This window comes from Pseudarthrobacter sp. S3 (genome assembly GCF_050156905.1).
GTDB lineage: Bacteria > Actinomycetota > Actinomycetes > Actinomycetales > Micrococcaceae > Arthrobacter.
This window is the reverse complement of record NZ_CP189583.1, coordinates 2,533,166-2,559,015: the sequence shown is the minus strand read 5'-3', so window position 1 is coordinate 2,559,015 and position 25,850 is coordinate 2,533,166. Positions and strand designations below refer to the sequence as shown.

Sequence of the window (25,850 nt, the reverse complement as noted above, 5' to 3'; positions counted from 1 at the left end):
GTCCCATGCATGGCCGCGTGACAGAATGGCGGCATGAATCGTGCGACGGACAACCGGCAGGCAACCAGAATCACCAGACGGATTACCCGTTCCCTGCGGCGTGCGCCACGTGCCGGACGGGCGCCCGTGGCGCTCGCCGGAAGCCTTCTGATGATTTTCGCGCTTGCAGCCTGCACTGGCGGCTCCCCAACAGGGGCCGGGCTAACGGGGGCCGGTCAGGGCGCGGCCACCGCCAGCGAAGTAGCCACTCCCTCGGACCCGGCCACCACCGGAACCCGGCAGGCCGCCGCGTCCCCGGCGGAGGATCCGGCCATCGCGGTCATGAAACAGACAGTAACGGATGCGCTGGGCCGGCTGGCGGCGGGGACACCAAGGCCAGCCACGGCCCAGATGACCGATGCCCTCACCGGTGCCGGGATTGCCGTCGCGGCCCTTGAAGTGTCGGCCAGCCGGACGCCCACCGGGCTGGAAGCGGACGCCATCGAAGCCGCAGTGTTACAGGGCACCAAATGCGTGGTGGGACAGGTCCGTGACGGCAGCGTCACCGTCATCGTTCTGCCGGTCCTGGCCAGCGGTAAGTGCTTCGTGGGTACGGCTGTCTGACGCCTCGAATGTGAGTTAAGCCCGCCAACCCACTAGATTTGGAACCATGGCGGAATTTATCTACACAATGACCAATGCCCGCAAGGCAGTTGGCGAAAAACTCATTCTTGACAACGTAAGCATGTCGTTCTTCCCGGGCGCCAAAATCGGTGTTGTTGGCCCGAACGGTGCCGGTAAGTCCACCATCCTGAAGATCATGGCCGGACTGGACATCCCTTCCAACGGTGAGGCCAGGCTCAGCCCCGGCTACACCGTGGGGATCCTGTTGCAGGAACCGCCACTGAACGAGGAAAAGACTGTCCTGGGCAACGTCCAGGAAGGTGTTGGCGAGATCTACGGCAAGATCCAGCGCTTCAACGAAATCTCCGAGGAAATGGCCAGCCCCGACGCTGACTTCGACGTGCTGCTCGAAGAAATGGGTCAGCTGCAGGAAGCCATTGACGCCGCGGAGGCCTGGGATCTCGACTCCCAGCTTGAGCAGGCCATGGACGCCCTCCGCTGCCCGCCCGCGGACGCGGACGTGACACTGCTCTCCGGCGGTGAGCGCCGCCGCGTGGCCCTCTGCAAGCTCCTGCTGCAGAAGCCAGACCTCCTGCTCCTGGACGAGCCCACCAACCACCTGGACGCCGAGAGCGTGCTGTGGCTGGAACAGCACCTCTCCAGCTACGCCGGCGCAGTCCTGGCCGTCACCCACGATCGCTACTTCCTCGACCACGTCGCGGAATGGATCGCAGAGGTTGACCGCGGCCACCTGTATCCCTATGAAGGCAACTACTCCACGTACCTGGAGAAGAAGCGTGCCCGCCTGGAAGTCCAGGGCAAGAAGGACGCGAAGCAGGCTAAGCGCCTCACCGAGGAACTTGAGTGGGTTCGCTCCAACGCCAAGGGCCGCCAGACCAAGTCCAAGGCCCGTCTGGCCCGCTACGAGGAAATGGCAGCCGAGGCTGACCGTACCCGGAAGCTTGACTTCGAAGAGATCCAGATTCCGCCGGGCCCGCGCCTGGGCGGGCTGGTCCTGGAAGCCAAAAACCTGCAGAAGGGCTTCGACGACCGCACGCTGATCGACGGTCTGTCCTTCACGCTTCCCCGCAACGGCATCGTCGGCGTCATCGGTCCTAACGGCGTGGGCAAGTCCACGCTGTTCAAAACCATCATTGGCCTGGAGCCGCTCGACGGCGGCGAGCTCAAGATCGGCGATTCGGTCAAGATCTCCTACGCGGACCAGAGCCGCGGCGGCATCGACCCGAATAAGACCCTGTGGGAAGTTGTTTCCGACGGCCTGGATTACATCCAGGTGGGTCAGGTCGAAATGCCGTCCCGCGCCTACGTTGCCGCTTTCGGCTTCAAAGGCCCGGACCAGCAGAAGAAGGCCGGGGTGCTCTCCGGTGGTGAGCGCAACCGCCTCAACCTGGCGCTGACCCTCAAGCAGGGAGGTAACTTGCTGCTCCTTGACGAACCTACTAACGACCTCGACGTCGAGACCCTCAGCAGCCTTGAAAACGCGCTGCTGGAGTTCCCCGGCTGCGCCGTCGTGGTATCGCACGACCGCTGGTTCCTGGACCGGGTGGCAACGCACATCCTGGCCTACGAAGGCGACGAGGAAAACCCCGCCAAATGGTACTGGTTCGAGGGAAACTTCGAATCCTACGAGGAGAACAAGGTAGAGCGGCTCGGACCCGATGCGGCCAAGCCGCACCGCGTGACGCACCGCCGCCTCACCCGCGACTGATCGCAAAGAAAGGCCGGCACCCCGCCATCAAGGGTGCCGGTCTTTCTGCTGCCCGCCAGACATCTGACTGCCGAAAGCCAGCTGACCCTCCGCAATCAGCCCGCTCAGCCAGCCCCGCCCCGGGTCAGTTCCGCCCGGCCTTGCGGATCTGGTGCTCCAGGACTTTGGACTGTAGGGCGCCAACTACTTTGTTCTTCAGGTCCGTGGGCACCCGGACCATGCCCTCCTGCGCCACCGAGGCAACGTGCTGCCCGGCCCGGTTGAAGATCTTGCCCGTGGCGAGGCCGCGGGCTCCCTGGGCGCTGGGCGATTCCTGGACGTAGAGCAGCCATTCGTCCACCCGGGCGGGGCGATGCCACCACATGGCGTGGTCCAGGCTGGCGACACTCATACCGGGCGTGATCCAGCTCAGCCCGTGGCGGCGCAGGATGGATTCCAGCAGCGTGTAGTCGCTGCCGTAGGCCAGGGCGGCCCGGTGCAGGTTTGAATCATCGGGCATGGGCCCGAACGTCTTCATCCAGACAGCGTTACTGGCCTCCTTCTTGCCCTTGGCCGAGACGTACAGCGGCGGGTCAACGTGTCGGATATCAAAGGGCCGCTCATAAGCCCAGTGCTGGGCGATCGGGTGGTCGAACTTACCCAGCAGATCGGCCGTGCTCGGCAGCGACTCAGGATCGGGAATGTTGGCGGGCATCTTGGATTCATGGTCGAGCCCTTCGTCCAGATCCTGGAAGGAGGCGATCATCGACAGGATGGGGACGCCCTCCTGGTACGCGTGGACACGCCTGGCCGAAAAGGACCGGCCGTCACGCAGGCGCTGGACACCAAACGTGATGGGCTTGTTGGCGTCGCCGGGCCGGAGGAAATAGCCGTGCATGGAATGGACAAACCGTTCCGGGTCCACCGTCCTCATGGAAGCGACCAGCGACTGGGCCAGAACCTGCCCTCCGAAAACGCGCTGCCGGGGCTGCTGCTGCGATGGGCCCAGGAAGATGTCCTCATCGGTCCGGGCGCCTTCAAGCTCACCGAGGTCAAGGAGCTGGATGAGCGTTTCGGTGGGGTCGCCGCTGGGTGGCGCCAGCAGTCCGGTTTCGGCTTCAGTCATGGATTGACTCTAGACGTCGCCCTGCCGCTGCTCAACCAGGCTTCAGCCGGTAGTGTTCTTAGTGTGTCTGACCTACTAACGAAGTCCTTCCGGTTCGCTGACCCGCGTGATCTCGCGGATCTGCGCACGTTCACCACCCGTGCCAAAACGGTCGACGACGGCGCCATCCGGCTTCAGGCCGCAGGTTCCGTTCTCGCGGCCTACGTGTGCCTGCTGCGGCCCCGCCTGCTGGGCGAATCCACCCCCACGATCCTGGGCCTGCGCACCATGGCGCTGGCGGAACCTTCCGCGATCGACGTGACGGTGCCGCTCTCGGCTGTCCTGGACCGGCTTGCCAGGGCAGGAGAGGACGGCGTCGAGCTGCCGATTCCGCCGTCCACCGTCACCGAATCGTGGACGGGCGTCGGCGCGCCCCGCAGCGGCTGGGAGCTGGTGGGTGTGTTGTCGGATGCCGAACTCCGGCGCGCGGCTGAGGCCGGCATCACCGAAGTGGCCAGCATCATGCCCGCCCAGCCGGGGGCGCTGATCGTCAACAACGCGCGCGCCGCTGTGTGGGGCCGGGCCCTTGATGACTCCGGCCTCCCGGCAGGAGCCGCGTTCGCGGCCCTCACCCTGGGATTCCTCGCAGACGCGGACCAGAAGCTTTACCGGGCGGGCCGCTGGTTCCGCCTCAGTGGCCCGCGCGGCCATGTCCTGGCACGAACCGGCAGCGGTCTCTAGTACCCCGCCAGCCGTCGTCGTACGGGCTAAGACTCCAGCCCCGTATGCGGAGTATAGGCGTCAGGCGTCCGAGGGGCTGTTCACCATGGATAACGCGGCGCGTTCCATGTAGTCCCAGAGTGTTCCCTCGTACAAGTAGGGCAGTACCAGGGCGTCGACGGCTGTCCGCATGTGGAACAGCCAGCGGTCCTTGGCTTCAGGCGTGACCCGGAACGGCATGTGGCGCATCCGCAGGCGAGGGTGGCCGCGCTCCTCACCATACGTGGCGGGGCCGCCCCAGTACTGCTCCAGGAACATCAGGAACCGCCGCTTGGCCGGCTCAAGGTCCTCGTCCGGGTACATCGGGCGCAACAGCGGGTCCGTGGCGACGCCGTCGTAAAAGACATCGATCAGCTTGACGAACGTCTCGTGTCCGCCCACGGCATCGTAGAAGTTCTCCGTGTAGCCGGGTTGGCTGAAGGGATCGTTCTGCATGAGTTGGCGGGGCTGCTGCGGCTCGGCGGGTATGGTCATGTCTCTATTCTCCGGCCTTTTGCTCAGTCTTTTTCGCCTCGGTGGCAGGCGCACTCAGGGCAGTGTCCTGAGCGGCGACCGGCGAGTCCTGCACCGGCACGTATTTGCCCTGCGAACGGTTGCCGACGCGAAGGATCTCGCCATTGCGGAGGTACCAGATGGCGCCGTCCTCCGAGCGGACCCGGGTAATGCGCAGCCCCATGGACTCGACCACACCCACCACCTCGCTGGTTTCGATGACATCGCCGATCCCGTACTGGTCCTCAATGGTGATAAAGATGCCGGCAAGGAAGTCGCGGATCAGCTGCTGGGCGCCAAAACCGATGGCGATACCCAGGATCCCGACGCTGGTCAACAGTGGTGCGATGTTGATGTCCAGGTTCTGGAGCACATACATGATGGTGATCACGGCCACCAGCACGCCCACGATGCTGTTGAGCAGGGAACCGATGGTCTCCGCCCGCTGCACCCGGCGTTCATGGTCCAGTGCCCGCAGCGCGGGGGCAACCCACTTGAAATGCGGTTTTTTGAAGAAATTGCTGCCCGCGGCCACGCGCTTGCTGATCCGCGAAATCACGAACGTCGCCACCAGCCACACGGCGATTCCGACGCCAAGGCTGATCGCGATGCCCGTGATACTGACGCCGTCGGGCTGCGCGGTGAGAGGCGGGGGTGTAATCGACATCGCGCTGAACATAGAGGCAAAACTCCTGGGGGTCACCGGCGGCGGCCGGGGGATGAGATCGGCCCAATGCGCAGGTTCGCCCGCGGCATAGGCTCTATTCCCTTTCAACCCTAGCGCCGTAGCCCGGCCCCGGACGCATCCTCATTCTGGGTGGAACTGCCTTTCGCCCCACTGAAATCGCCCGGCAGGCCGTTTCCGCAGGTCACGCACTTACATGCCTGGCCGGCGAATCCGCGACGGAACCGCCAAACGGTGTCCGGTGGGTCAACGCGGCCCGTTCGCTCGGCACGGCCGGTGAACTCCTGTCAGGCCACCACAGTCACGGGTGAATGATGCACGGCGAAGTTGACGCTCCGGGCGATGAAACAGACCGCGTTGGCTTCGCGGTGCAGCCGTTCGGCCAGATCCACATGGGCCGCGTCCACCACGGTGACCCGCGGGTTCAGCGTGACGGACTCAAACTGTCCGCTGCCGTCGCGGTTCAGGCGCATCACACCGGTGGCGTCGTCCTGATAGCCGGTCACCACCACCCCGTGCTTCACCGCCACATGCAGGAACGACAGCATGTGGCACTGTGCCAGCGCTGCAAGGAGCAGCTGCTCCGGGTTGTAGCGGTCACGGTCCCCATGGAACGTCGGATCGGCGGAACCGGGCAGGACCGGCAGCCCGGGGATCCGGATGTCGTGGTCCCGTGAGTAGCCCCGGTACGACGACGTGCCGTTACCCAGGTTGCCGGTCCACTGCACCGTCAGGGAATAGTGGTGCTCGCCCAGGCCCACGGCGCCAGACTAGGCTTCGCCAGGCAGCACGTCGGCCGAGCGTGCCCGCAGGGCCCGGGCCACGCCGTCGCGGTTTTCCAGCATCATGCGCCGCAGTGCGGCGCTGTCGGCCGGAAGGCCTGCCAGGAAAGCATCCGTCCGGTCCACCGTTGCCTGCGTAGTCAGCAGCGCAGGGTAAAGCCCGACGACGATCTGCTGGGCGAGTGCGTGTGTGCGGTTTGCCACTATCGAGGGAACAGCCTCGAAGTACTTTTCCGCATACGGTTCCAGCAGCGAACGGTCCAGCACGCGCATAAAGCCATTGACCGCTGAACCTTGGAGCGCATTGGAGAGTTCTCCCGTGACCACTATCGAGTCCCAGGCGGCGGCCTTGGCTTCGGCGGTGGGGATGGCCGCCGTGGCCAGGGCCGCGGCGTTCTGTCCACTCGCGGTGTTGTCGTGTTCCAGTTCAGCAGCGATCTCAGCCTTGCCCAGCCGGCCACCGGCCACCAGAGACGTCAGCAGCTCCCAGCGCAGGTCCTGGTCCACGGTCAGCCCCTCCAGAGTCGCGGTGCCGTCCAGCAGCCCGGCCACGGTGTCCAGCTGGCCTGAGCTGCGGGCCAACAGGGCAAACGACTTCAGAAACTGCAGCTGGGCGTCTGACCCGCCGAGTGCGGCGCTGGCAAGATCCCACAGCGCGTCCACGGCTGTGACCGTGGTGGCCGCGCGGTGCTCTTCGGCCACATAGAAGTTCAGCGTGGTGGCCAGCTGGCGCAGCTGCACCAGGATCACCGAGGAATCCGATTCTGCGGCCACGTTAGCCAGGACCAGCTCCACGTACCGGCGCGCGGGGGACTCGCCGTCGCGGGCAGCGTCCCAGGCGGAGTTCCACACCAGGGTACGCGGCAGGCTCTCGCTGAAGTCCTTCAGGTGCGCCGTTGCCGTGGCGAGGGACTTCTCGTCCAGCCGGACCTTCGCGTAGGCGAGATCGTCGTCGTTAACCAGGATCAGGTCAGGCTGGGCCAGGCCCGCCAGTGCCGGCACGTCGGTGCGCTCGCCGTCGACGTCGAGCTCCTCGCGGTGCACGCGCTCCAGCTTGCCCGCGCTGTTCAGGGTGTAGAAACCGACGGCAAGCCGGTGCGGACGGATGGTGGGCCAGTCCTCGACGGCTGACTGCACGATGGTGAAGGATGTCAGCGTCCCGGAGCCGTCCACAGCGAGCTCCGGCTTGAGCGTATTGACGCCGGCGGTCTCCAGCCAGAGCCGGCCCCACTGGTCCAGGTCGCGGCCGCTGGCCTTCTCCAGCTCCGCCATCAGGTCGCTGAGTTCGGTGTTCTGCCACGCGTGCTTGGCGAAGTACTCCCGGACCCCGGCCATAAACTGCTCCGGCCCTACCCACGCCACCAGCTGGCGCAGGACTGAGGCGCCCTTGGCGTACGTGATGCCATCGAAGTTGACCTCGACGTCCTGAAGGTCGCTGATGTCGGCGAAGATCGGGTGCGTGGTGGGCAGCTGGTCCTGGCGGTAGGCCCAGGACTTTTCCACCGAGGCGAAGGTGGTCCAGGCGCTTGTGAATGACGTGTTTTCCACGGCGGCGAGGTGGGACATGTATTCGGCAAAGGATTCGTTGAGCCAGAGGTCGTTCCACCAGCGCATGGTCACCAGGTCCCCGAACCACATGTGCGCGAGTTCGTGCAGCACGGTGATGGCCCGGCGCTCGATCTGCGCCCCGGTCACCTTGCTCCGGAAAACGTAGCCTTCGAGGATGGTCACCGCGCCGGCATTCTCCATGGCGCCTGCGTTGAACTCCGGCACGAACAGCTGATCGTATTTCTCGAAGGGGTACGGGAAGCCGAATTGCGCCTCGAAGAATTCGAAGCCTTGGCGGGTCAGGTCAAAGATGTTGTCCGCGTCGAGGTACTGCATCAGGGATTTCCGGGCAAAAACACCCAGCGGGATCACGCGGCCGTCGGAACTGGTGACCTCGGACCGGACAGCCTGGTACGGGCCGGCGATCAGGGCGGTGACATAGGAAGACAGCCTCGGTGTGGGGGTGAACGCCCAGACCGAGCCGGCGCCGCCGTCCGTCCCTGGCGTGGCTTCCACGGGGGCAGGGGTGGGCGAGTTGGAGATGACATCCCAGTGCGAGGGCGCCGTGACCGTAAACCTAAAGGTCCCCTTGAGGTCGGGCTGCTCAAACACCGCGAACATGCGGCGCGAATCGGGAACCTCGAACTGCGTGTACAGGTACACCTCGTTGTCCACCGGATCGACGAAGCGGTGCAGGCCTTCGCCGGTGTTCATGTACGGCGCGTCGGCCACCACCGTGAGCTCGTTGGAGCCAGCCAGTTCCTGGAGCTGGATCCGGACGCCGTCGGAGACGACGGCAGGGTCGAGGGCGCGCCCGTTGAGCGTGACGCTGTGCACGGTGTGGGTGACGGCATCGATGAATGTGGCGGATCCGGGCTCTGCCGTGAACCTCACCGTGGTGGTGGTCCCGAAGACCTTCTCGCCCTTGGTCAGGTCCAGGATGACATCGTAGGAGTCAACAGTGATGAGTTCGGCACGCTCGCGGGCTTCGGCGCGAGTCAGGTTCATACCTGGCAAGTGGGGCCTCCAGAAGGGGTTGCGGTTGCCGGCGGGCGGTGGCCTGCATCGGCACAGTGAAGTCATTCTGTCACGGCCTCCGGCGGGAGTAGCGTTAATGCATGGGAAAGTTCCGGGAGTCGGTGGATACCAAGGCATTGCGCTTTGCAGTGGGCTTTCCCGTGGTCCTGGCGGTGGCTTTTGTGTTCTGCGCATTCTTGTTGCGGCCCGATCTTCCGGACCCCGTGGCGATCGGCTGGACGGCCGACGGCGGTGCGGCCTTTGCCCCGTTCGGCGCCTATGCAGCCGGTGGGGCGCTGCTCATCATCGCCGCAGGGTGGTTGGTACTGTCCCAGGCGGTGCCCTTGTCCCGGCCGGCCGTGATGCGCCGGATCATGATGGGAACCGGGCTGTTCCTGAGCCTGTTCATCACCAGTGTCCTGGCCGCCGGGCTGGTGGGCCAAACCGGCCTCGCCGATGCCCGGGAATCCCGGGTGGACCTCACGGTCCTTGCCTTGGGCAGCGGGGCTGCGGTCTCGCTGGGCGTCACCATGGGGTTCGTCTTCAAAGCCGATACCCGGTGGTCGCTCGACGACGACCGGGCCCTGCAACGGGCCCTCGCCCGCGAACTTGACCCGGAGCTCGCCGGAGACACCTTCCGGATGTGGGTGCACGCCCGCAGTTCCGTGTTTGTGATGATCGCCGTGGCCAGCCTGTTCCCGGCTGCGCTGATCGCCGTGGCGCTGCCGTGGCTCGGGGCCCTGATGGTGGCCCTCGCTCTGGTGGCCGCTGCTTTCCTCTGCGCCCGGGTCAAGGCCGACCGCCGCGGCCTGCGCGTCCTGGTGGCCGGCGTGCTGCCGGTGATGGCAGTGCCGGCAGCCGCGATCTCGACGGCCAGTGCCGCGGATGTCCGCGCCGCCGACTACGGCGGGTGGGGCTACCGCAACCACCGCGGTACCGCCGCGATGCTGGTCAGCAGCGGCCCCGCCGTCGTCGTGCATCAAACCGATGGGCGCAACCTTGCGGTCAGCGGCGGCAGCCCGGCATCCGCGGCCCGGCTGGCAGAAATACTGACCCGGGTGGCAGCGAGGGCGCACGGGGGTGCGTCCGGCGAACGTGCCCCGGAGTCTGAGTCCTAGTAACCTTGTCCGTGATGATCTGACCCTGGCCTGAACCAGCACTGCTGGCCCCGGGCGCCGAAACGAACGGATACTGCTGTGACTTCTTCCCCTGCCTTCCCGCGGGTACATATCGCCACCGACCATGCAGGCATGGAACTCAGCGCCCATCTGGTCAGACACCTCACGGCCAAGGGCTACGACGTAGTGGATCACGGACCCAAGGAATACGATGCCCTGGACGACTACCCGTCCTTCTGCATCAACGTGGCGCTCGCCGTTGTGGCTGACCAGCAGGCAGGAATCCATGCCCTGGGCATCGTCCTGGGCGGCTCGGGCAACGGTGAACAGATTGCGGCCAACAAGGTCAAGGGGGTCCGCGCAGCCCTCGCCTGGAACCACTCCACCGCCACCTTGGCGCGTGAACACAACAACGCCAACGTGGTGGCTGTGGGCGGCCGACAGCACACTGTCGAGGAAGCAACCGAACTGATCGAGGCCTTCCTGGCTGAGCCGTTCAGCAACGACGAACGGCACGTCCGCCGCATCGGCAAGATCGCGGCTTATGAAAACACCGGCGAGGTCATCGAGTAGTGCCCGAAGGGCATTCAGTCCGCCGCCTGGCGCAACAGTTCGGGGACGTATTTACCGGGGAGTCACTGTCCGTGAGCAGCCCGCAGGGCCGGTTCGCTGCCGGCGCGGCGCTGCTGGACGGCCAGGTCATGAAGGATTCGCGCGCCCACGGCAAGCACCTCTTCCTGCATTTTGACCATGCCGTGGTGCTGCACGTCCACCTGGGGCTCTATGGTGCCTGGGACTTCGGCGGCGACGCCACGTTCAGCGGGGCCTCCAGTATCGGCGCGCCAAGGAAGATCGGGGAGCGCGAGGTTTTCGGGGACCCCGAAAGTACCAACGACGGCGGGACCGTTGAGTACGCAGGCCCGCCCGAGCCGCGGGGTGCCGTGCGCGTCCGGCTTGCCAGCCGCCATGGCTGGGCTGACCTGCGCGGTGCCACCACGTGCGCGGCCATCACCGAGGCAGAAGCGCGGGCCGTCCTGGCCCGGCTGGGGCCGGATCCGCTGCACAATCATCCCGCGGACAGGACCCGCTTTGTGACGGGCCTTTTGTCCCGCAAGACGCCCATCGCTGCGCTGCTGATGGATCAGAAGGTGATTGCCGGCGTCGGGAACGTCTACCGGGCCGAAGTGCTGTTCCGGCAGCGGCTGGATCCGTGGCTGCCCGGTACTGGACTTTCCAGCAGGGCCGCCGGTCTGTTGTGGGACGACACAGCCGCAGTAATGGCAGACGGCGTCCGCGACGGCCGGATCATCACCACACCGCCGGTGTATTGGGAATTGGACCGCCGGGAGCGGGGTCACCTGCAACCGCGGGCGGTCCCGCCCGCGGCCGGCGACGCCCACTTTGTATACAAGCGTGAAGGGCAGCCCTGCCGGGTCTGTGGCGTGCCGGTGGCCATCACCGAAATGGTGGGCCGCAAGCTCTACTGGTGCCCCGGTTGCCAGCAGTAGCCAACAAAGCAGCTAACTTCCAAGTCAGCTAAACAAAAAAGCAGGGCCCCTCAGCGAGGGGCCCTGCTTGATGTGGAGGGGACGACGGGAATCGAACCCGCATCATCAGTTTGGAAGACTGAGGCTTTACCACTAAGCTACGTCCCCGGAAAAATACAGCCCAGCTGTTGCATCAGGCTGAATTGCGTTTCTTCGGGCCGGCTGTTGAAGCCGGATACAACTAAACCTAATTCATGCCCCACGTGTCAAATGTGCAAAGACCGCCCGGATGAACGTAGACTTGCCTGTGCACTTACGGGGTGTAGCTCAGCTTGGCTAGAGCACCTGCTTTGGGAGCAGGAAGTCGCAGGTTCAAATCCTGTCACCCCGACTCTGCGGCTCGGGCCGTGCAAACGGCCCGGGCAAAAAACTGCGTTTGCAGAAACCCATCCCACAAACCCAGGAGTACTTAGACCGTGAAGAGCGCTGTCGAGAACCTCACCCCCACGCGGGTCAAGCTCAATGTTGAGGTCCCTTTTGAGGAATTGAAGCCCAGCATCGACGAGGCATACAAGACTGTTGCTTCGCAGATCCAGGTCCCTGGCTTCCGTAAGGGCAAGGTCCCGTCCAAGCTGATCGATCAGCGCGTTGGCCGCGGCTACGTGCTGGAGACGGCCATCAACGAAGGCCTCAACGGCTGGTACCAGGCTGCAGTCCAGGAATCAGGCATCCGCCCGCTGAGCCGTCCCGAGGTTGAAATCACCGAGGTTCCGGACCCCAGCTCCACGGACGGGGAACTGAAGTTCCACGCCGAGGTTGATATCCGCCCGGAGATCGAACTCCCGGATTACGCCGGCATCAAGGTTGAGGTAGCCGCAGCGGAATCCTCCGACGAAGACGTTGACAAGGCCCTGGATGAGCTGCGAGGCCGCTTCGGCACGCTGAAGTCCGTGGACCGCCCGGCCGCCGATGGCGACTTCCTGACCATCGACATCACCGCCACCATTGACGGTGCCGACGTTGATTCCGCGTCCGGTCTGTCCTACCAGGTGGGCACCGAAACCATGCTCGAGGGCCTGGACGAGGCCGTCACCGGCCTCAGCGTTGACGAAGACGCCATCTTCGAAACCACCCTTGTGGGCGGTGACCACGCCGGCGAGTCCGCCCAGGTGAAGGTTGTTGTCAAGGCCGTCAAGGAGCGCGAGCTTCCGGAAGCCAACGACGACTTCGCCCAGCTGGCCTCCGAGTTCGACACCCTGGCTGAACTCCGCGAGGACCTGGCCAAGCAGGCTGCCGAGTCCAAGGTCGTCGAGCAGGGCGTAGAGGCCCGCGACAAGGTCCTGGACAAGCTCGTTGAACTCGTCCAGGTTCCGGTTCCGGACTCCGTGGTCGAAGAGCAGGTCGACGCCCATTTCAAGGAGGGCAACGGCCACGGTGAAGGCGAGCACGACACCGAAGAGCACCGCGAAGAGGTCAAGGCCAACACCGCCCGCGCTTTCCAGAACGAAGTCATCCTCGACGCCATTGCCGAAAAGGAAGAAGTCAACGTCAGCCAGGCTGAGCTGATCGACTACATCGTCAGCGCCGCCAGCCAGTACGGCATGGACCCGAACCAGTTCGCCCAGATCATCGATCAGAGCGGCCAGGTTCCCATGATGGTTTCAGAGGTCCGCCGCCGGAAGGCACTGGCCGTAGTCCTGGGCCAGGCCGCCGTCACCGACACCGATGGCAAGTCTGTTGACCTCAGTGACTTCGTCCGCCCCGGCGGCGAAGAGGAGGCTCCCGCCGTTGAGGCTGAGGCCACTGAAAACATAAACGCCGAGACCGACGCCACCCCGGGTGACGAGCCGGCAGCAGTGAAGTTGTAGCACGCCCCTGGCAGTGCGACTGAAGGCAGCCCCCGGACCTACTGGTCCGGGGGCTGCCTTGGTTTACGGGCAGTTGCAGGGATCGTGCGCCGTCAGCGAACAGCGCGATTCCGGCGAACAAATCGGCCACCAAACCGGTTAGTGTCCAAGTAGTGAAGTTCAGTGATGTCACCGTCACCAGCGAGAGGTAAGTACATATGTCACAGCACGCAGAGGCGCCCCGGATGGCGACTGTAGATCCGGCCGGCCAGGACAACTACATCTACAACCGCCTCCTGAAAGAGCGCATCATCTGGCTGGGCTCCGAGGTGCGTGACGACAACGCCAACGCCATCTGCTCGCAGTTGCTGCTCCTGTCCGCCGAGAACCCGGAAAAGGACATCTACCTCTACATCAACTCTCCCGGTGGCTCCGTGACCGCAGGCATGGCCATCTATGACACCATGCAGTTCATCCCGAACGACGTCGTCACCGTCGCCACCGGCCTGGCAGCCTCCATGGGCCAGTTCCTGCTCTCCTCCGGCACCAAGGGCAAGCGATACGCCACCCCCAACGCCCGCGTCCTGATGCACCAGCCCTCCGGCGGCATCGGCGGTACGGCCTCGGACATCAAGATCCAGGCCGAGCTCATCCTGCACATGAAGAAGGTCATGGCTGAACTGACCGCGGATCAGACCGGACAGTCGGTGGAAACCATCCTCAAGGACAACGACCGCGACAAATGGTTCACTGCTAAAGAAGCCCTCGAATACGGCTTCTTCGACAAGATCGCTGCCCACGCCGGCACCGTGGCCGGCGGCGGCGGAACCGCCAACGGCCCCTCCGGCGAGTCGGCATCCGAGAAGTAACCCGGCAATAGAACCTTTAGATCAGGAGCAACAACAATGACTTACAACTTCGGATCGACTGCCGGTAACCTTCCGACCAGCCGCTACGTCCTTCCCCAGTTCGAAGAGCGCACGCCTTATGGCTTCAAGCGCCAGGACCCCTACACCAAGCTGTTCGAGGACCGCATCATCTTCCTCGGCGTCCAGGTGGATGACGCCTCTGCCGATGACGTCATGGCCCAGCTGCTGGTCCTCGAGTCCACCGACCCGGACCGTGACATCACCCTGTATATCAACTCCCCGGGTGGCTCGTTCACGGCCATGACGGCGATCTACGACACCATGCAGTACATCCGGCCCGAAATCCAGACTGTCTGCCTGGGCCAGGCGGCCAGCGCTGCCGCGGTTCTGCTCGCCGCAGGCACCCCCGGCAAGCGTTTAGCGCTGCCCAACGCGCGTGTCCTGATCCACCAGCCGGCATTGTCCGGCGGCCAGGGTGGCCAGGCTTCGGACCTCGAAATCCAGGCCGCGGAAGTCATGCGGATGCGGTCTTGGCTTGAGGACACCCTCGCACACCACTCAGGCCGCACGTCCGAGCAGGTCAATAACGACATCGAGCGCGACAAGATCCTGACCGCGGCAGACGCCCTGGACTACGGTCTTATCGACCAGGTCCTTGATTCCCGCAAGATCAAGCCACAGGCAATTACCAGGTAGTACGGCTATTCGGCGGCCGGTGCGGTCCAGCTATTTGGGCCGCACCGGCCTTCGCTTTCCACCCTTGGACGCAATTGTGACCTAGAGTGGAAGATGTCACGGCCGGTCCTCCCAGGCCCGCCACGATTCCAGCAACGGTGCACAGCTGCCTCGCAGCAAGATACTAAAGGGGTTCACATATGGCTCGGATTGGCGAGAGCACGGATCTGCTGAAGTGTTCTTTCTGCGGAAAGAGCCAGAAGCAGGTACGCAAGCTCATTGCCGGGCCCGGTGTCTACATCTGCGACGAATGCATTGAACTCTGTAACGAGATCATTGAGGAAGAACTCGCGGAAGTCGCCGATCTGGGCAGCTTCGAACTGCCCAAGCCCCGCGAGATCTTCGACTTTCTGCAGGAATACGTCATCGGCCAGGAACCTGCCAAGCGTTCCCTCGCCGTCGCCGTCTACAACCACTACAAGCGGATCCAGGCCGGCCACGCCCCCAAGAGCGGCAGCCTCGCCGAGGGCGGCCACCACGACGATGTTGAAATTGCCAAGTCCAACATCCTCCTGATCGGCCCCACTGGGTGCGGTAAAACCTACCTGGCCCAGACACTGGCGCGGCGGCTGAATGTTCCGTTTGCGGTCGCCGATGCCACAGCGCTCACCGAGGCCGGCTATGTGGGTGAGGACGTGGAGAACATCCTCCTCAAGCTCATCCAGTCGGCGGATTACGACGTCAAGAAGGCCGAACAGGGCATCATCTACATTGACGAAATCGACAAGATTTCGCGCAAGAGCGAGAACCCCTCCATTACCCGGGACGTCTCCGGTGAGGGCGTGCAGCAGGCCCTTTTGAAGATCCTTGAAGGAACGGTGGCCTCCGTTCCGCCCCAGGGCGGACGCAAGCACCCCCACCAGGAATTCATCCAGATCGACACCACCAATGTGCTCTTTATCGTGGCGGGCGCCTTTGCCGGGCTGGAAGAGATCATCGGTTCGCGTTCCGGACGCAAGGGCATCGGCTTCGGCGCCCCGCTTAACGACGCCAGCAACAAGGTGGACTCCTACGGCGAAGTGATGCCCGAGGACCTGCTGAAATTCGGCCTCATCCCGGAATTCATCGGCCGCCTGCCCGTAATCACCACGGTCTCCAGCCTGGACCGGGATGCACTCATCCAGATCCTCTCCACGCCGAAGAACGCGCTGGTCAAGCAGTACCAGAAGATGTTCCAGATCGACGGCGTGGAACTCGTTTTTGATGAGGACGCCCTCAACGCCATCGCCGACCAGGCCCTTGAGCGTGGCACCGGTGCCCGCGGCCTCCGCGCCATCATGGAGGAAGTGCTGCTTCCGGTGATGTTCGACCTCCCCAGCCGCGAAGACGTGGCCAGCGTGGTCATCACCGCTGACGTTGTCCTCAGCAAGGCCGAGCCCACCCTCATTCCGCACGTGACCAAGCGACGTAAGTCCGCCTGACGCGTCCGCCGCCCCGCCAGCCCCTGCCCCCGTCCATCCCCGCACGCTCAGGAACCCGAGGACTCACGCATGACTGAAACAACCATCAACCAGGCCGACTTCTGGTTCGATCCGCTGTGCCCATTCGCCTGGATCACGTCACGCTGGATCGGCGAGGTTGAGGCCGTCCGCGACATTGAGACCGTGTGGCATGTGATGAGCCTGGCCGTCCTCAACGAGGGGCGCGAACTGGACGCCGGCTACCGGGAGCTCATGGACAAGGCCTGGGGCCCGGTTCGGGTCATCATCGCGGCCCAGGAGCAGCACGGCGACCACGTGGTGAAGCCGCTCTACGACGCCATGGGCACACTGATCCACCTTGGCGGGGAAAAGGACTATGGCGTTGTCATCAGCAAGGCACTCGCCGAGTGCGGACTCCCGGCCGGCCTGGCAGACGTTGCCACGATGGACGCCTTTGACACCCAGCTGAGGGCCAGCCACGAGGAAGGCATCTCGTTGGTGGGACAGGACGTCGGCACGCCGGTTGTCGCCTTCAACGGAACGGCCTTCTTTGGGCCGGTGCTGACCCGGATCCCGCGCGGCGAGCAGGCCGGCCAGTTGTGGGACGCCACCGTCACGCTGGCTTCCTACCCGTACTTCTTCGAGATTAAGCGCAGCCGCAGCGAAAGCCCTGAATTCGACTGACGCCAGGCTGACGCAGACGGCAAAGAGCCCCGAACGAACTACTCTGATGTAGTTCGTCCGGGGCTCTTGCGCATCCAAACCTTCGGGACAACAATGGTTCTTACCCACTTCGAAAGAAGTGAGACGCAGGAACCAAAGATTCAGTGATATGTATCCGACGCAGCCATCGGCAAAGTCAGATACAAGCTACCAGTGACGAGGTAGGAAGACCTGAAGATCCAAGGATCTTGCCAGACCATCAAAGACGTCACGAGGATGGCCGAAAAGTCGAAGCCCCACCAACGGCAAAACGCTGATGGGGCTTCCCCTTTGCCCAAAAACAGGCCGGCCCCAAAACAGGGCTGCTGCTCCGGAACGGGACCTAAATCCGGTCAGGCCTTGGGCTGTTCCTCCGGCGCCGCCAACACGACGTCGCTGACGGTCAGTTCGCCGTCGCCCGCCACGAGGGTCAGCTCGCGGGCGTTCGAGGCTGCCTTCAGGTCGCCAAGTCCTGCCTTCAGCTGCGTGGTTAGGGATTCCGAGGCCGTGATGGTCGCGGAAAGAACCTCGGTCCGCTGCTTGACTTTGGCTTCGGACTTCGCCTTGCGGACACCGCTCAGGGCCGTGCCAACGGTGGCAAGCAGAGTGGTGTCGCCGTCCACATCCACTGCGAGGGGCCACTGGGCAACGTGTACGGAGCCGTTGCGCCACCAGCCCCAGACCTCTTCAGTGGCGAAGGGCAGGAACGGGGCGAACAGGCGAAGCAGTGTGTCCAGACTGGTGGCAAGTGCTGCCAGCACGGAGGCCTGCTCAGCGTCGCCGGCGGCACCGTAGGCGCGGTCCTTGATGAGCTCCACGTAATCGTCCGTGAACTGCCAGAAGAAGCTCTCGGTGATCTGCAGGGCCCGGGCGTAGTCGTAGTTCTCGAACGCCTTGGTGGACTGGCGCACGACCTCGGCCAGCTGGGCCAGCACCGCGCGGTCCAAGGGATTCGTGAGGACCGAAAGATCGGTGGAGACCACTGAATTCTCCGTGGCGCCCAGGTTCAGGACGAACTTTGAGGCGTTCAGCAGCTTGATGGCCAGGCGGCGGCCGATCTTCATCTGCGCGATTTCGTAGGCCGTGTCCGCGCCGAGCTTGGCGGACGTGGCCCAGTATCGGACAGCGTCGGAGCCGAATTCGTCCAGCACGTCGGTGGGAACCACCACGTTGCCCTTGGACTTGGACATCTTCTTCCGGTCCGGGTCCAGGATCCAGCCGGAGATGGCGGCATGCTTCCACGGCGCGGCGTGCTGCAGCGCATCAGCCTGGACTACCGAGGAGAACAGCCAGGTGCGGATGATGTCGTGGCCCTGGGGGCGCAGGTCAAACGGGAAGACCTTGGCGAAGAGGTCCTCGTCCCGGCTCCAGCCGCCCACAATCTGCGGCGTCAGGGAAGACGTCGCCCACGTATCCAGGATGTCGGCGTCGCCGGCGAAGCCACCGGGGACGCCGCGCTGGGCTTCGTCGTAACCCGGTGCGGCATCGGCTGCGGGGTCAACGGGCAGCTGCTCATCCAGGGGCACGATCGGGGCGCCGTACTGCGGGTTGCCGTCAGCGTCCAGCGGGTACCAGACGGGGATGGGCACACCGAAGAAACGCTGCCGGGAGACGAGCCAGTCGCCGTTGAGCCCGGAGATCCAGTTCTCGAAGCGGGACCGCATGAAGGCCGGGTGGAAGTCGATCTCGTGGCCGCGCGCGATCAGGCGGGCGCGGCGCTCTTCGTCGCGGCCGCCGTTGCGGTAATACCACTGGCGTGAGGTGACGACTTCAAGGGGCTTGTCGCCCTTTTCGTAGAAGTTCACGGGGTGCATGATCTTCTTCGGTTCGCCGTCGATCAGGTCTTCGGCGGCCAGGAGCTCCACCACTGCTTCCTTGGCGCTGAAGACGGTCTTGCCCGCAATGGCTTCGTAGGCGGTGCGGCCGGCGTCGGTGGTGATCCAGTCCGGTGTTTCGCCGATGATCCGTCCGTCCCGGCCAACGATGGCGCGGGTGGGCAGCTGCAGTTCCCGCCACCAGGTGACGTCGGTGAGGTCACCGAAGGTGCACACCATGGCGATGCCGGAGCCTTTGTCCGCCTTGGCCAGCGCGTGGGCCCTGACTTCAACCTCAACACCAAAGACCGGGGACGTGACCTTCTTGCCGAACAGCGGCTGGTAGCGCTCGTCGTCGGGGTTTGCCACCAGGGCGGCACAGGCGGCCAGCAGTTCGGGACGGGTGGTCTCGACGTAGATCTTTTCGCCGTCTTCGGTGAAGAACGGGTAGCGGTAGTACGCGCCGGCAACTTCGCGGTCTTCGAGTTCCGCCTGGGCCACGGCCGTGCGGAAGGTGATGTCCCACAGGGTTGGCGCCTCGGCCATGTAGGCGTCGCCGGCTGCCAGGTTGGCCAGGAAGGCGCGCTGGGAGACTTCGCGGGAAGCGTCGTCAATGGTCCGGTACGTCAACTGCCAGTCCACGGAAAGCCCGAGCTGCTGGAACAGGCTTTCGAAGACCTTCTCGTCCTCCACGGCCAGTTCCTCGCACAGCTCGATGAAGTTCCGGCGCGAAACGACGTCGAAATCGCGCTGGTTCTTGGCGGGCTCGGCCGGAGCACGGTAGCCGGCATCGTACGGGGTGGCCGGATCGCAGCGCACGCCGTAGTAGTTCTGCACGCGGCGCTCGGTGGGCAGGCCGTTGTCATCCCAACCCATCGGGTAGAACACGTTCTTGCCGATCATGCGCTGGTAGCGGGCCAGCACGTCCGTCTGCGTAAAGGAGAACATGTGCCCCACGTGCAGGGAACCGGACGCTGTGGGCGGGGGAGTGTCGATCGAGTAGACCTGCTCCCGGGTGGTGTCCGGGTTGAACTTGTAGGTCCCTTCGGCAAGCCAGCGCCGCGTGAGGGCAGCTTCGAGCCCCTCAAGGGCGGGCTTGTCCGGAACGTTGATAGGGGCAGTGGAGGGCGTGTCTGTACCCTGAGTGTCTTCAGCCATCTGGCAATTGTTTCATGGTCTGTTCAGCCCGCGGCACGGGAGCCTGCCGTAGCATGCGGTAGATGGGCACAACCGGTGAAAATTTTGTGATCAAGCGCATCTATGACAGGCCGGCGGATGACGACGGCTGGCGGGTCTTGGTGGACAGGCTCTGGCCCCGCGGGGTCAGCAAGGAGGACGCGCAACTTGATCTCTGGCTTAAGGACATCGCGCCGTCACCGCCGCTGCGTCAGGAGTTCGGGCACATGAAGGAGCGCTTCGACGACTTCCGGCTGAAATACCGGCAGGAGCTGGAAAGCAACGCGGCTGTTGCCACCCTCCTGAAGTTGGGGACCGAGCACAGCCGCGTGACCCTCCTGTATGGAGCCCGGGATCCTGAGGTCAACCACGCCCGGGTGTTACTGGAGTTCATGCGGGAGCACCCCGAGCGCCGATGCCTTTAGGGTGGTGCCATGACTGAGGATTCACGGAACAGGGCAGCAGTAGTCACTGGCGCAAGCACCGGCATCGGCGAGGCAACGGTCCGCGCCCTGACGGCAGAAGGCTGGAAGGTATTCGCAGTGGCGAGGCGCGCGGAACGGCTGGCCGCGCTCGAAGCGGAGACCGGCGCCGTCGGAATTCCCGCCGACATTACCGAAGACGACGATGTCGCCCGGCTGCTGGCCCGCGTCACCGAAGCCGGGGGTGTGGGAACACTCATCAACATCGCCGGCGGTGCCCGGGGCGCTGACCTGGTGGGCGCTGCCAACACCGAAGACTGGGAATGGATGTACCGGGTCAACGTTCTCGGCACCATGAAGCTCACCCGGGCGTTCCTGCCGATGCTGCGTGCCAACGGCGAAGGCACCGTCCTGAACCTGACCTCTACGGCCGGCCTGGTGGCCTACGAGGGCGGCGCTGGCTACAACGCCGCCAAATTTGCCCAGCATGCACTGACCGGGGCGCTCCGGCTCGAAGAAGCAGAGCACAACATCCGCGTCATCGAGGTGGCCCCCGGGCTGGTCCAGACCGAGGAGTTCGCCCTCAACCGGCTCGGCGACCCGAACGCTGCGGCGAAGGTCTACCAGGGCGTGGAGAAGCCGCTGACGGCAGCCGATGTCGCCGACGTGGTGCGGTACGCCGTCAGTGCGCCGCATCACGTCAACCTGGACCAGATTGTGATCCGCCCGGTGGCCCAGGCGGCCACCCACAAGCTGATCCGCAAGGCCTGATCTCCAAGAACCGGTCAGCAGGAGCCGGTCAGCCGGCAGGAATGGCCAACGTTGCCAGAACGGCTGCGTGGTCCGTTCCCGGCACGCGGTGGACTTCGTAGGCTGAGCTGGCCAGTCCGGGGCTGGTGACCAGGTGGTCGATGGTGATGCCGGGAAGCAGTTGCCCGTCCATGGGCCAGGTGGGCACCACCCGCGAGCCCGAGGCCGCCCCAACGTCCACCATCCTGTCCGCAGCGCTGCCCCCGATGTCCAGGATCCTCCTGAATTCGGCGTGGTCGTAGGTGGCGTTGAAATCACCGATGAGCAGCCGGTTGCCAGGCTGTTCCGCCACCCTGCCCACCGCGGCCAGGTCACTTCGCCACTGGGCAACCCTGACATCCACGGGCGGCAGCACATGGACGCTGGTCACTTCCAGCGTGGCCACCGACCCGCCCGCCTCCGCCGTCACGCGGACCGTGGGCATCCTGAACGGGGTGTCCGGGACAACGCCCACCAGCTCCATTGGGTAGCGCGAGTACAGGGCGCTGCCGCCGGCGTCGTTGGTGGGTTGGCTGAACCGGTTCGGCAGTAACCGGTTCAGGCCCTCCGCCGAAAGCCGGTCCTGGAGGCCCTTCGTGTGTTCCTGGATCGTGAGGAGATCCACGCCGCTGTCCCGGACAAGGCGAACGATTTCGCCGGCGTCGGCCTGGCCGAACTCGGAGTTGAGGTTCATGACTTTCAGCTGCACCGCCGGGAGGCCGGCGGCCGGAGCGGGCCGGGCCGCGTCCAAAGGGAAAAGCCAGAAGGCATGGCACGCCACAAGCACTGCGGCCACGGACTGCCGCCAGCGGCTCCGTCCCAGGAACGCCAGGAGCAGGGCTGCGGCGGCTGGCACCGCAAGCCACGGTGTAAAGGACAGCAGCTGCACCACCAGAACGGGCCACTCCGCCGGAATGGCGCGGAAGACAGACAAGGCCAGCACTGGCGCCGTGGCCAGGAGCCATAGCCACCTGAACAGCGTGGTGGGTCGCGTTCTTGCTGTGGCGTGGCCGGAAGCAGTCATGACCGTCAGTCTAAGCACCACCCTGAGCTCCGGAGCACTGGTGCTGTGCGCGCGGGCCGCCCAGGAATGGCGGAGGAGAGCCAAGCGATAGTAGACTCGAAGGTGGCTACGACCCGGCAATCACCGGTGAGCTTCCGGAAGAACGCGCTGACCGCCAGGAGACTGGCGTCGACGTCAGTAGAACCGGACGGGTAAGCCCGTCACAGCAGTAATGAGCGGCCGGCGCACCAACAAGCTTCCCCGGAGCATGGTGGAGTGCCGGTAAGTGAGGTGGTACCGCGGTAAGCGTGCAGTCCCAGGACAGCACACGAGCCGTCCTCGCATCCTGAACGGAACCAGTCAGCAGCGGCTGAATGGTTCACCAGCTCAACCCAGGATGTCGAGAATGACGTATTACCCTAAAGCCTCCGCCTCCCCTTCGGCTGACGTTTCGAGCGGTGCTGCCGCCGGTGTCTCCCACTCCGTGAAGTTTCCGGAGATTGAAGAGCGCATCCTGAAGTACTGGGACCAGGACGGCACCTTCCAGGCCAGCATTGACCAGCGCAGCGCCGACGCCCCCGGCGGGCAGCCCGGCAGCAACGAATTCGTCTTCTACGACGGCCCTCCCTTCGCCAACGGTCTGCCCCACTACGGGCACCTCCTCACCGGTTACGCCAAGGACCTGGTTGGCCGCTACCAGACCCAGCGCGGCCGCCGCGTGGAACGCCGTTTCGGCTGGGACACCCACGGACTGCCGGCCGAGCTGGAAGCCATGAAGCAGCTGGGCATGACGGACAAGACCCAGATCGAGGCCATGGGCATCGACAAGTTCAACGACGCCTGCCGCGCCTCGGTGATGAAGTACGCGGACGAGTGGAAGAGCTACGTCACCCGCCAGGCCCGCTGGGTGGACTTCGACAACGACTACAAGACCCTCAACGTCGAATACATGGAATCGGTCCTGTGGGCGTTCAAGCAGCTGCACGAAAAAGGCCTGACCTACAACGGCTACCGCGTGCTGCCATACTGCTGGAAGGACGAAACGCCGCTGTCCAACCATGAACTGCGCATGGACGACGACGTCTACAAGAACCGCCAGGACCAGACTGTCACGGTGACATTCCCCATCACGGCAGGGGAGTCGGAGCTGTCGAAGCAGCTCGCCGGCGTGCAGGCGCTTGCCTGGACCACCACGCCCTGGACACTGCCCACCAACCTGGCGCTCGCCGTCGGGCCCTCCATCACCTACGCCGTGCTGCCGGCCGGGCCCAACGGCGTCAAGGCCGCCTCGCCGGACGCGCCGGTTACCGGAAGCTTCCTCCTGGCCGCTGACCTGCTAGCCGCCTACGCCAAGGACCTGGGCTATGAGGATCTGGATTCCGCTGAGGCCGCCGTGACCTCAACCCACACCGGTGCCGAACTTGCCGGCCTGTCCTACGAGCCGCTGTGGAACGACTTCCGCGACGACGAAAAGTATGGGACGCAGAACGCCTGGCGCTTCCTCGTGGCCGACTACGTCACCACAACCGACGGCACGGGCATCGTCCACCAGGCACCTGCCTACGGCGAGGACGACCAGAAGGTCTGTGAAGAGGCCGGCATCCCGGTGGTCCTGTCAGTGGATGAAGGCGCCAAGTTCCTGCCGCTGTTCGGCCACGGCGACCTGCACGACATCGTGGGCCTTCAGGTCTTCGAGGCCAACAAGCCCATCACCCAGGTGCTCCGCGCCCAGGGCCGGCTGGTCCGCCAGGCCAGTTATGAGCACAGCTACCCGCACTGCTGGCGCTGCCGGAACCCCCTGATCTACCGCGCCGTGTCCTCCTGGTACGTGGAAGTCACCAAGTTCAAGGACCGGATGTCCGAACTGAACCAGGACATCAACTGGATCCCCGGGAACGTCAAGGACGGCCAGTTCGGCAAGTGGCTGGCCAACGCCCGCGACTGGTCCATCAGTCGCAACCGCTACTGGGGCAGCCCCATTCCGGTGTGGCAGTCCACCGACCCGGAATTCCCGCGCACCGATGTCTACGGCTCCCTGGCCGAAATCAAAGCCGACTTCGGCCGCCTGCCGCTCAACAAGGCCGGCCAGGTTGACCTGCACCGGCCGTTCATCGACGAACTGACCCGCCCCAACCCGGACGACCCCCGGACCCCCGAAGAGGGACAGTCCGTGATGCGACGCGTCGAGGACGTCCTGGACGTCTGGTTCGACTCCGGCTCCATGCCCTACGGCCAGGTGCACTACCCGTTCCAAAACGAAGCCTGGTTCGACACCCACAACCCGGCGGACTTCATCGTCGAGTACATCGGACAGACCCGCGGCTGGTTCTACATGCTGCACATCCTCTCCACCGCACTGTTTGACCGGCCGGCCTTCCGGAACGTCATCAGCCACGGCATCGTGCTCGGCTCGGACGGGCAGAAGATGTCCAAGAGCCTGCACAACTATCCGGACGTCTCCGAGGTCCTGGACCGCGACGGCTCCGACGCCATGCGCTGGTTCCTGATGTCCAGCCCCATCCTGCGCGGCGGCAACCTGGTGGTCACCGAACAGGGAATCCGCGACGGCGTCCGCCAGGTCATCCTGCCGCTGTGGAACGTCTACAGCTTCTTCACGCTCTACACGAACGCTGCCGACGGCGGTAAGGGCTACGACGCGAAGCTCCGCTACGACGGGTACGCCGACACCCTGGACCAATACCTGCTGGCCAACACCGGCGACCTGGTCCGGAACATGACCGCCCAGCTGGACAGCTACGACATCTCCGGTGCCTGCGACGAACTGCGCAGTTACCTGGACATGCTCACCAACTGGTACGTCCGCCGCAGCCGCCAGCGCTTCTTTGACGAGAGCGCTGACGCGTTCGACGCGCTCTACACGGCGCTCGAAACCGTGTCCCGCGTGGCCGCCTCGCTGCTGCCGCTGGTCACCGAGGAGATCTGGCGCGGCCTCACCGGCGGCCGCTCCGTGCACCTGGCCGATTGGCCCGACGCGGACCTGTTCCCGGCGAACGCTTCGCTGGTGGAAGCGATGGACCGCGTGCAGCAGATCTGCTCCGCCGGATCCTCGCTGCGCAAGGCCGCGAACCTGCGCGTGCGGCTGCCGCTGCAGGAACTGACCGTTGTGGCTCCCGGCGCGGATGCGCTGGGAGGCTTCGCCGCCGTCGTCGCCAATGAACTGAACCTGCGCTCCGTGCGCCTGCTGGACGCCGAGAGGGCCTCCCCGGAGGAGTTCGGCATCGAGCAGAAGCTCGTGGTCAACGCCCGGGCCGCAGGACCGCGCCTGGGCAAGAACGTTCAGCAGGCCATCAAGGGCGCCAAGTCCGGTGACTGGTCGGTCCAAACAATCGACGGTGTCGACGGAGTCGTTGTTTCCGGCGGCCTGGAGCTGGAACCCCAGGAATACACGCTGGAGACAGTAGTGGCGGAGTCCGACGGCGGTTCAGCTTCAGTAGCTGTCCTTCCGGGCGGCGGCTTCGTGGTCCTGAACACCGAAGTCACTCCAGAACTTGAGGCCGAAGGGACTGCACGCGACATGGTCCGCGCCATCCAGCAGGCACGCAAGGACGCCGGACTGAACGTGAGCGACCGGATTCGGACCACCGTCACCGCCGTTGCCACCGTGTTGGAGGCCCTCCTGGCCAACGCCGAGCTGGTCAAGACCGAAACCCTGACCCTGGAGCTGGCCACCGTTCCGGCTGAGTCCGGCGAATCACGCATTGCCGTCGAAAAAGCAGAGGCCTGAGC

The 25,850-nt window shown here is 64.8% G+C and carries 21 protein-coding genes and 2 tRNA genes; 15 read left to right on the top strand and 8 right to left on the bottom strand.

Features of this window, described 5'->3' with window-relative positions:
* Positions 1 to 33 precede the first annotated feature (33 nt).
* Positions 34 to 603, top strand: a complete 570-nt coding sequence (locus ACQCSV_RS12255; RefSeq protein ID WP_354223510.1) for a DUF6993 domain-containing protein — start codon at positions 34 to 36, stop codon at positions 601 to 603.
* A 46-nt stretch (positions 604 to 649) separates the two neighbouring features.
* Entirely contained in the window at positions 650 to 2,332 is a 1,683-nt protein-coding gene (gene ettA / locus ACQCSV_RS12250) for an energy-dependent translational throttle protein EttA (protein WP_354153754.1), read from the top strand.
* 124 nt (positions 2,333 to 2,456) lie between these two features.
* On the opposite strand, the gene ACQCSV_RS12245 is transcribed toward ettA, so the two are convergent.
* Positions 2,457 to 3,437: an acyl-CoA thioesterase II gene (locus ACQCSV_RS12245; protein ID WP_354153755.1), complete on the bottom strand. Its 981-nt coding sequence runs from the start codon at positions 3,435 to 3,437 to the stop codon at positions 2,457 to 2,459.
* Positions 3,438 to 3,500: 63 nt separating this feature from the next.
* Between ACQCSV_RS12245 and ACQCSV_RS12240 the strand changes: the two genes are divergently transcribed.
* On the top strand, positions 3,501 to 4,157 hold the full coding sequence (locus ACQCSV_RS12240; RefSeq protein WP_354153756.1) for a hypothetical protein: 657 nt from the start codon (positions 3,501 to 3,503) through the stop codon (positions 4,155 to 4,157).
* Between the two features lie 60 nt (positions 4,158 to 4,217).
* On the opposite strand, the gene ACQCSV_RS12235 is transcribed toward ACQCSV_RS12240, so the two are convergent.
* The 4 genes from ACQCSV_RS12235 to pepN form a co-directional block, all read right to left on the bottom strand.
* Positions 4,218 to 4,670: a globin gene (locus tag ACQCSV_RS12235; protein ID WP_354223512.1), complete on the bottom strand. Its 453-nt coding sequence runs from the start codon at positions 4,668 to 4,670 to the stop codon at positions 4,218 to 4,220.
* A gap of 4 nt (positions 4,671 to 4,674) precedes the next feature.
* Complete coding sequence (locus ACQCSV_RS12230; RefSeq protein ID WP_354153758.1) at positions 4,675 to 5,367, bottom strand: mechanosensitive ion channel domain-containing protein; 693 nt, start codon at positions 5,365 to 5,367, stop codon at positions 4,675 to 4,677.
* A gap of 293 nt (positions 5,368 to 5,660) precedes the next feature.
* On the bottom strand, positions 5,661 to 6,134 hold the full coding sequence (locus ACQCSV_RS12225; RefSeq protein WP_282330858.1) for an OsmC family protein: 474 nt from the start codon (positions 6,132 to 6,134) through the stop codon (positions 5,661 to 5,663).
* A gap of 9 nt (positions 6,135 to 6,143) precedes the next feature.
* Entirely contained in the window at positions 6,144 to 8,711 is a 2,568-nt protein-coding gene (gene pepN, locus ACQCSV_RS12220; RefSeq protein WP_354153759.1) for an aminopeptidase N, read from the bottom strand.
* Between the two features lie 110 nt (positions 8,712 to 8,821).
* On the opposite strand from pepN, the gene ACQCSV_RS12215 reads away from it, so the two are divergent.
* From ACQCSV_RS12215 to ACQCSV_RS12205, 3 genes are all read left to right on the top strand, one after another.
* Positions 8,822 to 9,838: a hypothetical protein gene (locus tag ACQCSV_RS12215; RefSeq protein ID WP_354153760.1), complete on the top strand. Its 1,017-nt coding sequence runs from the start codon at positions 8,822 to 8,824 to the stop codon at positions 9,836 to 9,838.
* A gap of 78 nt (positions 9,839 to 9,916) precedes the next feature.
* Positions 9,917 to 10,411, top strand: a complete 495-nt coding sequence (locus ACQCSV_RS12210) for a ribose-5-phosphate isomerase (RefSeq protein ID WP_426938512.1) — start codon at positions 9,917 to 9,919, stop codon at positions 10,409 to 10,411.
* A complete protein-coding gene (locus ACQCSV_RS12205) occupies positions 10,411 to 11,346 on the top strand; it encodes an Fpg/Nei family DNA glycosylase (protein ID WP_426938511.1) in 936 nt (311 codons plus the stop codon). The genes ACQCSV_RS12210 and ACQCSV_RS12205 overlap by 1 nt, the downstream gene beginning before the upstream one ends.
* Positions 11,347 to 11,419: 73 nt before the next feature.
* Here ACQCSV_RS12205 and ACQCSV_RS12200 read toward each other — a convergent pair.
* Positions 11,420 to 11,493, bottom strand: a tRNA-Gly gene (locus tag ACQCSV_RS12200).
* A gap of 148 nt (positions 11,494 to 11,641) precedes the next feature.
* On the opposite strand from ACQCSV_RS12200, the gene ACQCSV_RS12195 reads away from it, so the two are divergent.
* The 6 genes from ACQCSV_RS12195 to ACQCSV_RS12170 all read left to right on the top strand — a co-directional run bounded on the left by ACQCSV_RS12195 (position 11,642) and on the right by ACQCSV_RS12170 (position 16,881).
* A tRNA-Pro gene (locus tag ACQCSV_RS12195) sits at positions 11,642 to 11,716 on the top strand.
* Positions 11,717 to 11,801: 85 nt separating this feature from the next.
* Positions 11,802 to 13,193, top strand: a complete 1,392-nt coding sequence (tig, locus tag ACQCSV_RS12190; protein ID WP_426938510.1) for a trigger factor — start codon at positions 11,802 to 11,804, stop codon at positions 13,191 to 13,193.
* Positions 13,194 to 13,417: 224 nt separating this feature from the next.
* Complete coding sequence (locus ACQCSV_RS12185) at positions 13,418 to 14,041, top strand: ATP-dependent Clp protease proteolytic subunit (RefSeq protein WP_282330890.1); 624 nt, start codon at positions 13,418 to 13,420, stop codon at positions 14,039 to 14,041.
* A 36-nt stretch (positions 14,042 to 14,077) separates the two neighbouring features.
* A complete protein-coding gene (locus tag ACQCSV_RS12180; protein WP_141140836.1) occupies positions 14,078 to 14,737 on the top strand; it encodes an ATP-dependent Clp protease proteolytic subunit in 660 nt (219 codons plus the stop codon).
* A gap of 179 nt (positions 14,738 to 14,916) precedes the next feature.
* A complete protein-coding gene (gene clpX / locus ACQCSV_RS12175) occupies positions 14,917 to 16,197 on the top strand; it encodes an ATP-dependent Clp protease ATP-binding subunit ClpX (RefSeq protein WP_185260773.1) in 1,281 nt (426 codons plus the stop codon).
* A gap of 69 nt (positions 16,198 to 16,266) precedes the next feature.
* Positions 16,267 to 16,881, top strand: a complete 615-nt coding sequence (locus ACQCSV_RS12170) for a disulfide bond formation protein DsbA (protein WP_354153764.1) — start codon at positions 16,267 to 16,269, stop codon at positions 16,879 to 16,881.
* Positions 16,882 to 17,252: 371 nt separating this feature from the next.
* Here ACQCSV_RS12170 and valS read toward each other — a convergent pair whose 3' ends face one another.
* Positions 17,253 to 19,871, bottom strand: coding sequence for a valine--tRNA ligase (gene valS, locus ACQCSV_RS12165; RefSeq protein ID WP_354154934.1), 2,619 nt, complete (start codon positions 19,869 to 19,871; stop codon positions 17,253 to 17,255).
* A 62-nt stretch (positions 19,872 to 19,933) separates the two neighbouring features.
* Here valS and ACQCSV_RS12160 point away from each other — a divergent pair, with 62 nt between their 5' ends.
* Together ACQCSV_RS12160 and ACQCSV_RS12155 are read left to right on the top strand one after the other, a co-directional pair.
* Positions 19,934 to 20,314, top strand: a complete 381-nt coding sequence (locus ACQCSV_RS12160; protein WP_354154933.1) for a DUF488 family protein — start codon at positions 19,934 to 19,936, stop codon at positions 20,312 to 20,314.
* A gap of 9 nt (positions 20,315 to 20,323) precedes the next feature.
* Positions 20,324 to 21,082 (top strand): SDR family oxidoreductase, encoded by a 759-nt coding sequence (locus ACQCSV_RS12155; protein WP_354154932.1) that lies wholly within the window; start codon positions 20,324 to 20,326, stop codon positions 21,080 to 21,082.
* A gap of 28 nt (positions 21,083 to 21,110) precedes the next feature.
* Here ACQCSV_RS12155 and ACQCSV_RS12150 read toward each other — a convergent pair whose 3' ends face one another.
* Complete coding sequence (locus ACQCSV_RS12150; protein WP_354154931.1) at positions 21,111 to 22,124, bottom strand: endonuclease/exonuclease/phosphatase family protein; 1,014 nt, start codon at positions 22,122 to 22,124, stop codon at positions 21,111 to 21,113.
* Between the two features lie 385 nt (positions 22,125 to 22,509).
* Between ACQCSV_RS12150 and ileS the strand changes: the two genes are divergently transcribed.
* Complete coding sequence (gene ileS / locus ACQCSV_RS12145) at positions 22,510 to 25,848, top strand: isoleucine--tRNA ligase (protein ID WP_426938509.1); 3,339 nt, start codon at positions 22,510 to 22,512, stop codon at positions 25,846 to 25,848.
* Positions 25,849 to 25,850: the final 2 nt, after the last annotated feature.

What these genes read in the sequence shown, in the direction of transcription:
- ACQCSV_RS12255 (WP_354223510.1), top strand. Translation starts at nt 34, where the DNA reads ATGAATCGTGCGACGGACAACCGGCAGGCAACCAGAATCACCAGACGG.
- ettA (WP_354153754.1), top strand. Translation starts at nt 650, where the DNA reads ATGGCGGAATTTATCTACACAATGACCAATGCCCGCAAGGCAGTTGGC.
- ACQCSV_RS12245 (WP_354153755.1), bottom strand. Translation starts at nt 3,437, where the DNA reads ATGACTGAAGCCGAAACCGGACTGCTGGCGCCACCCAGCGGCGACCCC.
- ACQCSV_RS12235 (WP_354223512.1), bottom strand. Translation starts at nt 4,670, where the DNA reads ATGACCATACCCGCCGAGCCGCAGCAGCCCCGCCAACTCATGCAGAAC.
- ACQCSV_RS12230 (WP_354153758.1), bottom strand. Translation starts at nt 5,367, where the DNA reads ATGTTCAGCGCGATGTCGATTACACCCCCGCCTCTCACCGCGCAGCCC.
- pepN (WP_354153759.1), bottom strand. Translation starts at nt 8,711, where the DNA reads ATGAACCTGACTCGCGCCGAAGCCCGCGAGCGTGCCGAACTCATCACT.
- ACQCSV_RS12215 (WP_354153760.1), top strand. Translation starts at nt 8,822, where the DNA reads ATGGGAAAGTTCCGGGAGTCGGTGGATACCAAGGCATTGCGCTTTGCA.
- ACQCSV_RS12185 (WP_282330890.1), top strand. Translation starts at nt 13,418, where the DNA reads ATGGCGACTGTAGATCCGGCCGGCCAGGACAACTACATCTACAACCGC.
- ACQCSV_RS12180 (WP_141140836.1), top strand. Translation starts at nt 14,078, where the DNA reads ATGACTTACAACTTCGGATCGACTGCCGGTAACCTTCCGACCAGCCGC.
- clpX (WP_185260773.1), top strand. Translation starts at nt 14,917, where the DNA reads ATGGCTCGGATTGGCGAGAGCACGGATCTGCTGAAGTGTTCTTTCTGC.
- ACQCSV_RS12170 (WP_354153764.1), top strand. Translation starts at nt 16,267, where the DNA reads ATGACTGAAACAACCATCAACCAGGCCGACTTCTGGTTCGATCCGCTG.
- valS (WP_354154934.1), bottom strand. Translation starts at nt 19,871, where the DNA reads ATGGCTGAAGACACTCAGGGTACAGACACGCCCTCCACTGCCCCTATC.
- ACQCSV_RS12160 (WP_354154933.1), top strand. Translation starts at nt 19,934, where the DNA reads ATGGGCACAACCGGTGAAAATTTTGTGATCAAGCGCATCTATGACAGG.
- ACQCSV_RS12155 (WP_354154932.1), top strand. Translation starts at nt 20,324, where the DNA reads ATGACTGAGGATTCACGGAACAGGGCAGCAGTAGTCACTGGCGCAAGC.
- ACQCSV_RS12150 (WP_354154931.1), bottom strand. Translation starts at nt 22,124, where the DNA reads ATGACTGCTTCCGGCCACGCCACAGCAAGAACGCGACCCACCACGCTG.
- ileS (WP_426938509.1), top strand. Translation starts at nt 22,510, where the DNA reads ATGACGTATTACCCTAAAGCCTCCGCCTCCCCTTCGGCTGACGTTTCG.